The 14,333-nt window shown below is 41.3% G+C and carries 7 protein-coding genes; 2 read left to right on the top strand and 5 right to left on the bottom strand.

The features are described from left to right. Positions 1-45: 45 nt before the first annotated feature. Positions 46-3,465: a hypothetical protein gene (locus tag ABS766_RS11405; protein WP_408085291.1), complete on the top strand. Its 3,420-nt coding sequence runs from the start codon at positions 46-48 to the stop codon at positions 3,463-3,465. A gap of 120 nt (positions 3,466-3,585) precedes the next feature. Here ABS766_RS11405 and ABS766_RS11410 read toward each other — a convergent pair whose 3' ends face one another. Both ABS766_RS11410 and ABS766_RS11415 read right to left on the bottom strand, forming a co-directional pair. Continuing rightward, a complete protein-coding gene (locus ABS766_RS11410) occupies positions 3,586-5,898 on the bottom strand; it encodes a glycoside hydrolase family 3 N-terminal domain-containing protein (protein WP_408085292.1) in 2,313 nt (770 codons plus the stop codon). A 3-nt stretch (positions 5,899-5,901) separates the two neighbouring features. After that, on the bottom strand, positions 5,902-7,311 hold the full coding sequence (locus ABS766_RS11415) for a glycoside hydrolase family 30 protein (RefSeq protein ID WP_408085293.1): 1,410 nt from the start codon (positions 7,309-7,311) through the stop codon (positions 5,902-5,904). 270 nt (positions 7,312-7,581) lie between these two features. Here ABS766_RS11415 and ABS766_RS11420 point away from each other — a divergent pair, with 270 nt between their 5' ends. Continuing rightward, positions 7,582-10,473, top strand: a complete 2,892-nt coding sequence (locus ABS766_RS11420) for a helix-turn-helix and ligand-binding sensor domain-containing protein (RefSeq protein ID WP_408085294.1) — start codon at positions 7,582-7,584, stop codon at positions 10,471-10,473. Positions 10,474-10,534: 61 nt separating this feature from the next. Here the strand turns inward: ABS766_RS11420 and ABS766_RS11425 are convergent, their stop codons facing one another. The 3 genes from ABS766_RS11425 to ABS766_RS11435 are packed head-to-tail and all read right to left on the bottom strand — an operon-like array spanning position 10,535 to position 14,226. Beyond that, entirely contained in the window at positions 10,535-11,296 is a 762-nt protein-coding gene (locus ABS766_RS11425) for a succinate dehydrogenase/fumarate reductase iron-sulfur subunit (protein ID WP_408085295.1), read from the bottom strand. Positions 11,297-11,310: 14 nt separating this feature from the next. Further along, positions 11,311-13,320: a fumarate reductase/succinate dehydrogenase flavoprotein subunit gene (locus ABS766_RS11430; protein WP_408085297.1), complete on the bottom strand. Its 2,010-nt coding sequence runs from the start codon at positions 13,318-13,320 to the stop codon at positions 11,311-11,313. 15 nt (positions 13,321-13,335) lie between these two features. After that, positions 13,336-14,226 carry a succinate dehydrogenase cytochrome b subunit gene (locus ABS766_RS11435; protein ID WP_408085298.1) on the bottom strand — a complete coding sequence of 297 codons (891 nt, stop codon included), beginning with the start codon at positions 14,224-14,226 and terminating at the stop codon, positions 13,336-13,338. Positions 14,227-14,333: the final 107 nt, after the last annotated feature.

Consider the following 14,333-nt stretch of genomic DNA (forward strand, 5'->3'; position numbering starts at 1 on the left):
AATAAGAATACACTACTTTTGCCATTTTGGAGTTATAGTGTTACGATGCTGAAAAACGGGGTTTTATGGGTGCTTTTATGTTGTGTTTCCGCTATTTATGCGCAGGAAACCCCAAACCCCTATAAAAATAAAAAAGCTCTTGCCGTAAATGATACTATACACATAGACAGCGTTAGTATCAACCCTGCCTATTTTACTTTAGCCAACGCAAAGGGCACTGTTATAGATACCAGTTTTTATAAGGTAGATTATGCAGAGGGTTACCTGGTTTTTAAAAATGGTTTCAGTACTACAGACAGCCTTACAGTAAATTACCTGGCCTACCCCGGCTTTTTAACCAAAACATACAGCATTTATGATCCCGGCCGCGTAGTAGCCAACAATGCCGCCACCGGCACCCGGTATGCTATGGATAAACCGGGCACTACAGACTTTAAGCCTTTTGACGGACTTAATACGTCCGGAAGCATTACACGTGGGGTAACAGTGGGCAATAACCAAAATGCCGTAGTAAACTCTAACCTGGATCTGCAGATTACAGGAAGGCTTTCTGATAAAGTAAGCCTTCGCGCTTCCATACAAGACAGCAATATTCCGCTTCAGGATGGAGGCTACTCCCAACGGTTAGATGAATTTGACCAGATTTTTATAGAAATGTTCAGCGATAACTGGAGTGTACGCGCAGGAGATCTGTTTCTTGAAAACCGGCAATCGCAGTTTTTAAATTTCAATAAAAAAGTACAGGGGCTTTCGGCCAATGTTGGCTTTGGCAATCCCGATAGCCGCACTAATGTATTTTTAGCAGCTGCCCTGGTGCGTGGCCAGTATGCCCGGAGCACATTTACCGGGCGTGAGGGCAATCAAGGACCCTATAAACTCACTGGGAATAGTGGCGAATTATATGTGCTGGTCATATCAGGCTCAGAGCGGGTATACGTTAACGGCATATTGCTGGAACGGGGCGAAAACAACGATTATATTATTGATTATAATGCCGGCGAAATTATTTTCACACCCCTATTTCCTATTACTTCTGAAATGCGTATAAATGTAGAATACCAGTATACCCAACAAAATTATACGCGTTTTGTTACTTATGGAGGTGTTACCCACGAAGAGGAAAAATGGAGCCTTGGCGGCTATGTATATTCTGAAAATGATATGAAAAACCAGCCGCTTCAGCAAAATCTTTCTGAAGAGCAGGTGGCCATATTGCAACAGGCCGGAGATGACCCCAGCCTTATGACGGCGCCTTCGGCTTATGAAGATAGTTATTCAGAAAATAAAATACTGTATCATAAAATTATACTTAATGGCATTGAGGTTTTTGAGTATTCTAATAACCCGGATGATGTTTTATACAATGTACGCTTTACCTTAGTAGGTAACAACCAAGGCAATTACATATTATCAAACGCCGCCGCCATTGGCAGGATATATGAATATGTGGAACCTGTAAACGGGGTGCCGCAGGGTAACTATGAGCCTGTAGTGCGGCTTACCCCACCCGAAAAAATTCAGATCGCTACCGTATTAGGAAGATACAACCCATCAGAAAAAACACTGGTAGATTTTGAGGCCGGCATCAGTAATAACGACCTTAACCTGTACTCGCCCATTGATGATGGTAATAACAACGGAGTTGCCGGAAAAATTGATACCCGGCAAAGGATTTTTACCTCTGAAAATATACAACTTGATGCCTTTGCCAATTACCAGTTTGTGCAAAAAGATTTCCGCACCATAGAGCGCCTTTTTAATATTGAATTTAACCGCGACTGGAATCTTACCAATATAGTAACTGCCGATAACAACCAAAGTTACCTTATTGCTGGAACCAATATAAAACTCGCAGGCAATGGCCAGGTAAATTACCGCGTAGAAAAACTTGATTTTTCTGATGCCTTTAGCGGCACAAGGCATGTAGTAGATGCACAGGTAACTATAAAAAAACTTACTGTTGAAAGTAACGGAAGCTGGCTTAACAGCAACGGCAATTACTCTGAATCTGAATTTATACGCAATACTACACTGGCTAAATATCATTTTGGAAAAAACTGGGCAGGTACTACCCTGCGGCTGGAAGATAACCGCGAAACCCTGAAAGTAACAGGGCAGCTTTCATCGCTTAGCCAGCGTTTTACTGAATATGGTGCCTTTGTGGGCCGCGGAGACAGCACGAAGGTATATGTAGAGGCCGGTTATCTTCAACGTGTAAACGACAGCCTTTATAACGGCCTCCTACAAAAAGTGAATACTTCACGCTCGTATTATTTTAAATCGCGGCTGCTTAAAACCGAAAAAAGCGACCTTACTTTTTTTGCCAATTACCGCATCCTGAATTTTGAAGACCCGGAAACAGAAGACCAGCCATCGCTCAACTCGCGGGTGTTGTATAATGACCGTTACTGGAATCAGCTTATACAGGTTACTACGGCTTATGAAACCTCATCGGGTACCATTGCTCAACAGGAATTCACTTACCTTGAAGTAGACCCCGGGCAGGGCGTGTATATGTGGAATGATTATAACGGTAATGGCATACAGGAACTACAGGAATTTGAAGTAGCCCCTTTTCCCGATCAGGCCATTTATGTAAGGGTGTACCTGCCCAACCAGGTATATATTGGTACACACCAAAATAAATTTTCGCAATCACTTACCCTTAATCCCGGCCAATGGCAAAACAATACCGGGTTAAAAAAACTGCTTTCTTATTTTTACAACCAGTCCTCTTATATTATAGACCGAAAAATACGCCGTAACGGCAATAATTTTGAACTCAACCCTTTTTCTGATGATGAAGAAAACCTGCTGGGCATTACCAATGCTTTCAGGAACAGTTTTTTTTACAACCGGGGCAAACAAAAACATTCAGTAACGTATAACTACCTCAGCAACCGCACTAAAAGCCTGCTGTCTGTAGGGTCTCAGGATAATAAAACACTATCGCACCAATTGCAGTATGCCCACCTGTTACAAAAAACATGGTTGTTTAATTTTTCCGCACAAACTAGTAATACTGAATCAGAATCTGACAATTACGCCAGTAAAAATTATAGAGTAGATAGCTACCTGATAGGGCCTAAACTATCGTATATTTTTTCCAGTAACGCCAGCTGGGATGTGTTTTATGAATATCAGGGAAAAGAAAACCAAACGGGCGATATGGAAACCCTGGATCAACAGCGTTTGGGTACCTCATTTAGCTATGCTTCAGAAAAAGGCTTTACTACCAACGGTGAATTTTCACTTTATAAAAACAGCTTTACAGGAAACCAGAATACCGCTGCGGCATACCAAATGCTGCAGGGGCTGCAACCCGGGCAAAACCTTACCTGGAGGCTGTTATTGCAAAAAAGCCTTACCCGTTACCTTGATGTAAACATAAATTATCAGGGGCGCAAAAGTGAAACCAGCAAAGCAATTCATACCGGTAGTGTGCAATTGCGGGCGTATTTTTAAAGATGAGTGTTTATCCGGCGGCTGCTAAGTATCAGGCTTTAGTAAATTGAAAAGCCGGCAACTACTGCTACCGGCCTTTCGAACTAACCTAAACTCTAACTTTTATGAACAATCATTATATTATTCCGATACTGTAAATTTCTGCTTAAGCTTATCTACCATCACCTCAAATTCGCCTGCCTCAAGTATATACTCGCCGTGGCGGCCTGCATAGGTAAGGTCTTTCGGGGTAAGTTCAAAAGTTACTGTTTTGCTTTCCCCCGGTTTTAGTTCTATTTTATCAAAACGGCGCAGGCGTTTCATATCGGGTGTTACGCTGCTTGCATATAAATCGCTTGTAAACAAATGCACTACTTCTTTACCTGTTACTTTTCCAGTATTGGTTACAGTAACACTTACTTTTACATTTTCTCCTTTTTTAATACTGGTTTTATCCAGCTTCAGATCTTTATAATCAAATGTGGTATAGCTTAACCCAAAACCAAAACCAAACTGCGGGTTATAATCGGCTTCATAATTGTACACACCTTCACCCGCGCGTTGTTCCTCACTTGGCTTGTGTATGTAGCTTATTAGTGCATTAGGATAACGCGGATAGTTATACGGCAATTTACCACTTGGGTTTACATCGCCAAATAATATATCGGCAAGCGCATCGGCTCCAAAATTGCCCGGCAGGTACGTTTGTACTATGCCTTTCAATTGCCTTTCAAATTTACTTATAACCCTTGGCCTGCCTTCATTTAATATAAGTATTACCGGTTTGCCCACTGCTGCCACTTTCTGGGCCAGTTCGGTTTGCAGGTCGCTCATATATAAATCGTTCATATCGCCAGGTTTTTCAGTATACGAGTTTTCACCCAGGCAAAGAAATATTACATCGGCATCTTTAGCTGCAGCAACAGCTTCATCCAGTTTGTCAGCAAATTCATCATAATAATGCCCTCCCTCTTTATAGCTTACGCCCGGCACATAAGTAACATTATTTTTGCCTATTTTATGCTGTACTGCCTCAAGTATGGTGTTATATTTTTCGGTATGCATTGGGGTGCGGTCACCCTGCCAGCTGTAACTCCAGCCTCCGTTAAGGGTACGCATACTGTTAGCATTGGGCCCGGTTACCAAAACTTTTATATTCTTTTTAAGCGGCAGTATATTACCTTCATTTTTTAGTAACGTAATAGCCTCAGCAGCCATACGGTAAGACGCCTCTTCATGCGCTTTGCTGCCAAACTCCGGATAATCTTTAGGGTTGGTATTCGGTTTATCAAAAAGGTTCAGTGCATACTTAACCCTAAGTACCCTGCGAACGGCATCGTCTATCCTTTGCTGCTTTACCTTGCCCTCTTTAACCAGTCCAATTAAATTATCACAAAAAACCTCATAGTTATACGGCACCATGCTCATATCAATACCGGCATTTATGCCCAGCATAATGGCTTCTTTATCAGAAGCGGCAATTCTGTCACGTTTGTGCAGGTTTTCTATATCTGCCCAATCGGTTACTACCAGGCCTTTGAAGCCCAGTTCTTCTTTTAAAAGCTTAGTAAGGATATCATAGTTGGCATGCACCGGAACCCCGTTGATAATACCTGAATTAATCATAATAGTATGAGAACCCGCCTCTATAGCTGCCTTAAATGCCGGCAGGTGGTATTCGCGAAGCGCTTCATCACTAATATAAGATGGCGTCCTGTCTTTACCTGATGTAGCAGTATGATACCCTAAAAAATGTTTCATACAGCTTGCCACATGCAAAGGGTTGCCAATATCATTATTTACGCCTTCATAACCATCAATCATAGCTACGCCTAATACAGAGCACAGGTAAGGATCTTCTCCAAAAGTTTCCCATTGGCGCGGGAAAAGGGGACTTAGCCCCAAATCCAGCACCGGACTAAATGTCCAGGGTATATTACAAGCTCGGGTTTCGTAAGCTGTAATGGCGGCAGCCTGTTTGGTTAGCTCAGGGTTGCGTGCAGCGCCCTGGGCAATTTCCTGCGGGAACATAGTAGCCCCGTCCGTATAGGTTGCGCCGTGTATTTCATCTACACCATAAATAGTGGGTATTTTTAGCCTGCTGTATTTAAGGGTGTTTTTTTGTACTTCGCTTATTACCTCATACCATTTTTGTGGCGTAAGGGCATGCCCGCTGGCAGTGTTAAGCACAGAGCCTACCTGATATTTTTCAAAAGCGGTTTTCATGGCACCGTCATCCAGATATAAAGGATAATCGCTCGTGTAGCGGTTATTGCCTTTACCAATAACATCAAGGGTAATCTGGGTCATTTGCCCTACTTTTTCCTCAAGGGTCATTTTTGCCAGAAGCGATTCAACTTTTTTATTTATTTCAGCTTCTGTTTGCTGTGCGCTCGCCATAAAGCCAGAAGCCAGAGCCAATGCGCATGCTATCATCTTAAAACTATACTTCATAATTTAAAATATAAGGGTGGTTACTTCACCCGCCTTTAATGTTATTGATACTTTTTTTGTTCCTGCTGTTATATCTATATTACGCTGCCCGTCTGCTTTGTTTTGAATAATGGCTACAGTTTTGCCCTCTGGGGTTGTATAAGCCACATTTGGCAAATCCTGCGGTATATTACTCTCTATACGTACAGCGCCTGGCCTTACAAATTTTGATGCCTGGGCAATAATATAATATGCGGGTTCGCGGGTATAATTATCTCCGGTAATTGTAACTGCACCAAGGCAACGGTCGCAACCGCCCCTGTCAGTATGCGGATCCTGATTTTCATCAGCTGCCAAATTCCACTCCAGTACAGTTTTGCACCAGTTGCGTGGGGCGCCTATAATCAGGTTTTCAATATGCCAGTTAAATTCTTTTGTGAATTTTCCGGGTGCCCCTACCCACTGCTCTGTAAAATATAAATTTTTATCTGGGTGTGCTTCGTGCACTTTAGAAATAGCATCTACCGTACCTCCATACAGGTGAAATGCAGACCCATCTATATATTTTGCCGCCTGTGGGTCATCTAAAATAGATATGGGATACTCTGGCCTGTCAGCATTATGGTCATATATAATAATCTTGGTTTTAATACCTTCTTTTTCAAACTCAGGACCCAGGTAATCTCTTACAAAATTCTTTTGGTCAGCGGCTGGCATAAACATACTGGGGTTATTACCCGGATGTAAAGGCTCATTCTGAACGGTAAGTGCATGTATAGTTATACCCTGTATTTTCATTTCCTGAACATATTTTGCAAGATATTTTGCATAAGCCCCATAATATTGCAGTTTAAGGCTTCCACCGCGGGTATCACCATTGGTTTTCATCCACACCGGTGCAGACCATGGTGACCCTAATATCTTTATTTCAGGATATATTGAGAGGATTTGCTTTAAAACAGGGATAAGGTATTTTTTATCATACCCCAGGTCAAACTTATCTAAGTTTATATCTGTCTGGCCGTCCGGCACATCGTCATAAGAAAACACAAGTTCATCAAGGTCGCTTGCGCCTACACTAATTCTTAAATAACTTACACCAATACTGCCCTCTACTGTGCCAAATAATTCTTTTAAAAGCTTTTCGCGTGCAGGTGCACTCATATTAGCAATGTGCATTGCACTGCCCCCGGTTAACGTGTAGCCAAAACCATCTATAGACTGGTATTTATTTTCAGGGTTTATTACCAGCTGCAAATGGTCTTCTGAAGGTGTACCCTTAACAGGCCTCTCCTTTAAAAGTTCTGATTTATCGGGCATGGTTACCCACATTTTAGCAGGGCTATTATGTATGGCAGGGCCACAGCTGGTAACCATAGCAAAAAACGCTAAAGCAACAGATGATTTTACAAGTTTTGTTTTATGTACAAACATTATTAAAGTTATTGCGAAGCTTTAAAACGGCTTCTCTTATTCAAGGGTAAAATTAACACTAGTAAACCTATGTTTAAAAAATGCGGGTACACTTTATTTACATCAATACTCAAATAACCTACTCAAATACTTACATTATTTTTATATATTTTTGATTTTTAAATTCTTAAAACTAAAATAATATTACACTTTTTTATATTTTTGAAGCAAAAAATTTTACGGAAGCATCATAAGTTATATCGTTTTCGCATAATTACATATTTTTAGGATATGAATAGAATAGTGTACTTCATTATACTTTTATACAACATTACCTTTACAGTTTTTTCACAAGTCAATACTGTAAAGATTGAAGTATATAAAAAAAAGGATTTTAATGCTGATGCTCAATTTTGGACTGCCAGTGAAAATACCGATGGGATATTGTTTTTTGGCAATAATGATGGAGTACTGATATATGACGGTGAGCACTGGAAAAAAATTACATTACCAAACAGCTCATCGGTAAGGAGCTTGGCCAAAGGCAAAAACGGGATAATGTATGTTGGAGGCTATAACGAAGCAGGCACTATACAACAGGATAAAAATGGAGAATATATCTACACTTCAAACATTAAAAACCTTAAGCTTAGTGGAAAAAATATTGAAAACATCTGGGATATAGAACTTATAGCCAACCGGACATTATACCGTGCGTACAGCGAAATTATAGTAGCTTCGGGCAATGCCGCTACGCATATACCTACTACAACTTCTTTTATTTTCTCAGAAAAAATAGGAGCCGATTATTATGTGCAGGAATCCGGAAATGGTGTATTAAAATTGAACCAAAATGGAGAATTCGGGCTGGTTTTACCGGCAAAAGAATTTAACAACGGCGAAATAGTAGCCCTACTACCGGGAAACAGCAAGGATATAGTTACTGTAATAACTACTAACGGTATGGTATATACCTGTAATTTTAATACCGGTAAAACGGTTGCAGTTACAAATATCTTCGACGGCCAGCCTACGGATGAAATTTCTTCTGCCATAAGGCGGCCAGACGGTAAAATACTGTTAGGTACTGTTGCCTCAAAAATAATTATACTACATCCAAACGGCGTTGTTGAAGTTTCGCCTGAAATTTTCTCTGAACTTGAACAAAATGTAATACATAACCTGTACCAGGCGAGTGATAAAAATTTATGGGTTTTACAAAACAATGGCTTAGCTTATATTGACTATCAATCGCCTTATGTGGCACTCTTCAACCGGGCTTCGGTATATGATGTGCTCATACACAAGCAAACTATTTACCTGGCTACAGCACAAGGGGTATACTATGCTCCTTTTACCACAAATAAAGTACCCCTAAACGGCGATTTTAAAAAGATTGAGGGGCTGCAGGGTCAATCATGGTCGGTACAGTTATTAGACGGCGATATTATAGTATCTCATGATAGTGGCCTGTACCGACTTACAGGTACCACACCCGTAGCTATAGGCAATGTGAGTGGTTTCTGGAAAGTTACTCCCGATAAAAATAAACAAGGTGATTATCTTGCTTCTCATTACGGTGGCCTATACCTGCTTCAAAAAAAGGATAATGAGTGGCTGCTGCGTAATAAAATTGTAGGTTTTGATGAATCGGCGCGCGATATAATGCCTGATAATGAACCGGGATATTACTGGGTTTGCCACGGTTATCAGGGTGTATTCAGGCTTCATATAAATACTGATTATAATCGTGTAATCTCGGTAGACCATTTTACTGACAAAAATGGGTTAGAAAATGCTTACAACATCAATGTTTCGCAATGGGTAGGACAAATAATTTTTACAACCAACAGCGGCATTTATACCTATAATAAAAAAGATAACCATTTCTACCCGCACAATAAGCTTAACACTATATTAGACCCGGAAAAAAACACCCGGAAAATATTTGAATACGGCAATAAAACCTGGTTTGTACATGATGATGAAGCCGGATATTTTTATACCGCTGAAAAAGATCCGGAATTAGTTAAAGACCCTTTTCTCAACCTTAAAGGCACCTTTAACCGTGGGATGGAATGCCTTACAGGCTTTGGTCCAGATAAAATGCTTTTTGGCACATCAAACGGGTTGTTTTTATATAATATACACGTACCAAAACAGGCACAAGCCATAAATACGCTACTAACAGAGGTTTCATACGCCAATAGTAAAGAAACATCCCTCATGCCGGTTACCGGCAGTGACGGGCAGCCTCATGTACTACCCAACCAAACCAGCATAGTACGTTTTGATTTTACGGCTCCAAAAATGCCCCACGGCACACAGGTGCAATACAGCTACATACTACAAAATACAGATGATAAATGGTCTGCATGGCAACCGGTGCCCTATAAAGAATATACACACCTGCCGCCGGGTGAATATACTTTTAAAGTAAAAAGCAGGAATACTGCCGGTATACAGGGTAAACCCTTTGAGTATAGCTTTATAATACGCCCAAAGTGGTACCAGACTACATTGGCATATATAATCTATTGTATTGCTGGCCTGGCATTGATAGCCGCCATAAGGCTGCTTATTAAAATGCGTATACGGCACGAAAGGAACAAAAGCCGCCGCGAGGCCGAACAGGCCAAGAAACTACTGGAACTGGAACTGGAGCAGCTTAAACTGCAACGGGATAAGGAAGCAATGTACCGCGATAAGGCGGTACTGGAAGAAGATGTAATTAATAAGAGTAAGGAGTTGGCCAATTATACCATGATGCTGTTGCAGAAAAAGGAATTCTTTTCAGAAATAACATCTGACCTGAAAGAGCTTAAAGATTATGTACGGAATGAGAATTCCCGAAAAAAACTACTTGATATTTTCAGGAAACTGAACCAACACAAAATAGGGGAAGAGTATATGGAGGTATTTGATGTGAATTTTGAAAAAGTACACCATAATTTTTTTGAAGGCCTTAAAGCGCTTAACCCCACCCTTACCAAAAGGGAATTGCGCCTGTGCGCCTTTGTAAAAATGAACCTCAGTAATAAAGAGATTGCCCCTTTGTTGGGTATTTCACTACGCGGTGTTGAAAATGCGCGCTATCGTATACGGAAAAAGCTTAACGTTAGCACCGACGAAAATTTTGCCGCCTTTTTAGAACATGTAGATAAAGAAACAGAAACAACTTAAAACAAAAACGTGCAGCTTAAAAAACTGCACGTTTTGATATAAATTATAGAATAAGAGTAAACTATTTTACGCTTGCTGCCATATATTCCCTGTTCATGCGGGCAATATTTTCAAGGGAAATACCTTTAGGGCATTCTACCTCGCAGGCACCGGTATTGGTACAGTTACCAAAACCTTCTTCATCCATCTGGCGTACCATGTTAAGCACACGCTGGGTAGCCTCTACCTTACCTTGCGGAAGTAAAGCAAACTGAGATACCCTTGCACCTACAAACAACATAGCCGACCCGTTTTTACAACTGGCCACACACGCACCGCAACCAATACAGGCAGCGGCTTCAAATGCCCTGTCTGCATCATGTTTAGGTATCGGGATAGAGTTGGCATCAATAGTGTTACCTGAAGTATTTACCGATACAAAACCTCCGGCCTGCTGAATCCTGTCAAAAGCTGAGCGGTCTACCACAAGGTCTTTAATTACCGGAAATGCCTTGCTCCTCCACGGTTCTACATAAATAGTATCACCATTTTTAAAAGAGCGCATGTGCAGCTGGCAGGTAGTTACTTTACTGTCAGGCCCATGAGCGCGCCCATTAATGTATAGAGAACACATACCGCAAATACCCTCGCGGCAATCATGGTCAAAAGCTACCGGCTCGTTCTGGCTTGCTACAAGCTGCTCATTAAGCTGATCGAGCATTTCCAGGAAAGAGCTGTCGGTAGAAACATTATCAAGTTTATATGTTTCAATCTGCCCTTTAGTTTTGGCACTTTTCTGGCGCCATATTTTTAGGGTTATGTTTATATTTTTATTTGAAGCCATGGCTGTAAAATTTATTATTTGTAATTTCTGGCTGCTATTTTAATGTACTCATATTCCAAATGCTCTTTATGAAGTACTTCTTTATTAATATCATCTCCCTGATATTCCCAAGCACCTACAAAAGAGAAGTTCTCGTCATCACGAAGCGTTTCACCTTCTGCATCCTGGTACTCATCCCTGAAGTGTCCCCCGGCCGATTCATTACGCTGTAATGCATCACGGGCCATAAGCTGCCCAAGGTCAATAAAATCAGCTACACGCATTGCCTTTTCAAGCTCTGCATTCATCTCATCGCCGCTACCCGGTACAAATACATCACGGTAAAACTCATCTTTAAGTTCGGCAATTTCCCTAATGGCTTCGTTAAGTCCCTGCTCATTACGGGCCATACCTACTTTGTTCCACATAATGTGGCCCAGCCTTTTATGGAAATGGTCAACCGACTTGGTTCCGTTATTGTTTAGAAATTTATCTATCTGTCCTCTTACATTAGCTTCAGCCTCAGCAAACTCCGCAGAGTCTGTAGATATTTTACCGGTACGTATTTCTCCGGCAAGATAATCTGAAACCGTATATGGCAGTACAAAATAACCATCAGAAAGCCCCTGCATCAACGCCGAAGCACCTAAGCGGTTAGCGCCATGGTCTGAAAAGTTTGCCTCGCCAGCCACAAAACAGCCAGGTATGGTACTTTGCAGGTTATAATCAACCCACACACCACCCATAGTATAGTGTACCGCAGGGTAAATTTTCATTGGTGTTTCATACGGGTTTTCTGCCGTAATCTGCTGATACATCTGGAAGAGGTTACCATATTTTTCTTCAATCCAGGCCTTCCCCAGTTTAATTACCTCATCATCGGTTGGGTTATGGTTACCTTTTGCATAGGCTTCCTGGCGTCCTTTATTAATAATTTCTGAAGAGAAATCAAGGTAAACGCCCTCCTGTGTATCGTTGTTCTCTATACCGTAACCGGCATCACAACGCTCTTTGGCAGCACGCGATGCCACATCCCGGGGCACAAGGTTACCAAACGCAGGGTACCTTCTTTCAAGGTAGTAATCCCTGTCTTCTTCTCTAATATCTGTTGGCTTTAGCCTTCCTTCGCGGATGGCCTGCGCATCTTCTTTCTTTTTAGGAACCCAAATACGCCCTGAGTTACGTAGTGACTCAGACATCAGGGTTAATTTACTTTGGTTACTACCGTGTACCGGGATACAGGTAGGGTGAATTTGAACATAGCAGGGGTTTGCAAAATAAGCCCCTTTTTTATGTATTTTCCATGAAGCAGTTACATTACTGCCCATAGCATTTGTGGAAAGAAAATATACATTACCATAACCACCCGAGGCAATAATTACTGCGTGGGCAGAGTGTCTTTCAAGCTCACCTGTAACAAGGTTACGGGCAATAATTCCACGGGCTTTACCGTCAACCTTTACAAGGTCCAGCATTTCATGGCGGTTATACATTTTTACACGGCCCAAGCCTATTTGCCTTGAAAGCGCCGAGTAAGCACCTAATAACAGCTGTTGCCCGGTTTGCCCCGCAGCATAAAAAGTACGTTGCACCTGTACACCACCAAAAGAGCGGTTATCCAAGTACCCACCATATTCACGGGCAAAAGGCACACCTTGTGCCACACACTGGTCAATTATGTTTCCTGAAACCTCAGCAAGGCGGTATACGTTTGCCTCACGGGCGCGGTAATCACCACCTTTAATGGTGTCGTAAAAAAGTCTGTATGTACTGTCACCGTCATTTTGGTAATTCTTGGCAGCATTTATACCACCCTGTGCCGCAATAGAGTGCGCACGGCGGGGGGAATCCTGAAAGCAAAAGGCTTTAACATTGTAGCCCATTTCACCAAGCGATGCGGCAGCCGATGCACCGGCCAAGCCGGTACCTACCACAATAATATCTATTTTAGGCCTGTTGTTTGGTGCAACAAGTTTTAAGTGGTCTTTATAGTCGGTCCATTTTTGGGATATTGGGCCTTCCGGTATTTTAGAATCTAACTTCATATCAGCAGATATTGATTATTTTGATAAAAAGAAGTGAATGTATATCGGGATATAAGCAAAAAGCAATGGCACTATAATGGCGAAAGCCTTCCCGAAATTTTTAATAAGAGGATTGTATTTTGGGTTATTGGCTCCGAGCGACTGGAATGCGCTGCCAAAACCGTGATATAGGTGAAAACCTAAAGCTATCATACACAACACATAGCCTATCGTCCACCACAGGCCATAAGTGGGCTGTTGAAAGAAATCAACCGTAATTTTATGAAGGTCTTTATACCCTTCGGCAAAAAACACCTTTTCTTTGTTGTCTTCAGCACCTTCAGCATCACTGCTTATAGAAGGATCGCGGTCAATCACAAGATAAAATTTATTACCTTCTTTTATAAGGCTTTCGCCGTCTACGGCATTTACAGGTAAAAACCTTGACTGGCCTTCTCCTGTAGTAATATAAAATTCCTGTTTGCCCATCTGGCCCTGCATGCTCATGGTTTGTAGCGGCATATCTTTTTTAAAGTGCATTACCGCCCAAAAGTTAACCATGTGTGTTACAATAAACACTAAAATTATAGTGCCCAGTATGCCCATGTTACGAGATGCCCAAATGGTGTTTTGCCCGGGGTTATTCATAACATAATTTACCGGCCTGGCCTTTCTGTTCTGTATAGTCAGTATAATACCGTCTATAGCATGGAAAAGGATGGAAAAATAAGTAACATACGAAAGAATTTTTACGGCCGGGTTTGAGGTCATAAACAATGCGTATACATTAAACTGTAAAGCATCGGCAAAAATTAATTGTAAGTTACCCAGTAAGTGCCCGACAAGGAACAGGCAGAGAAATAAACCTGTTAAAGCCATCCAGTATTTTTTAGCGATGGATGACTTTAAAAGTGCAGATTTTGCCATAGTATTTGATTAATTGTATTTTGTTTTTTTAAAATCAAACAAAAATAAGGCGAAAACATATTAGCCACAACCTTTAACCCTTAATTTATAATGAGTATAAAGTGAAT

Source organism: Flavobacterium rhizosphaerae (genome assembly GCF_046000445.1).
GTDB classification, from domain to species: Bacteria; Bacteroidota; Bacteroidia; order Flavobacteriales; family Flavobacteriaceae; genus Flavobacterium; species Flavobacterium rhizosphaerae.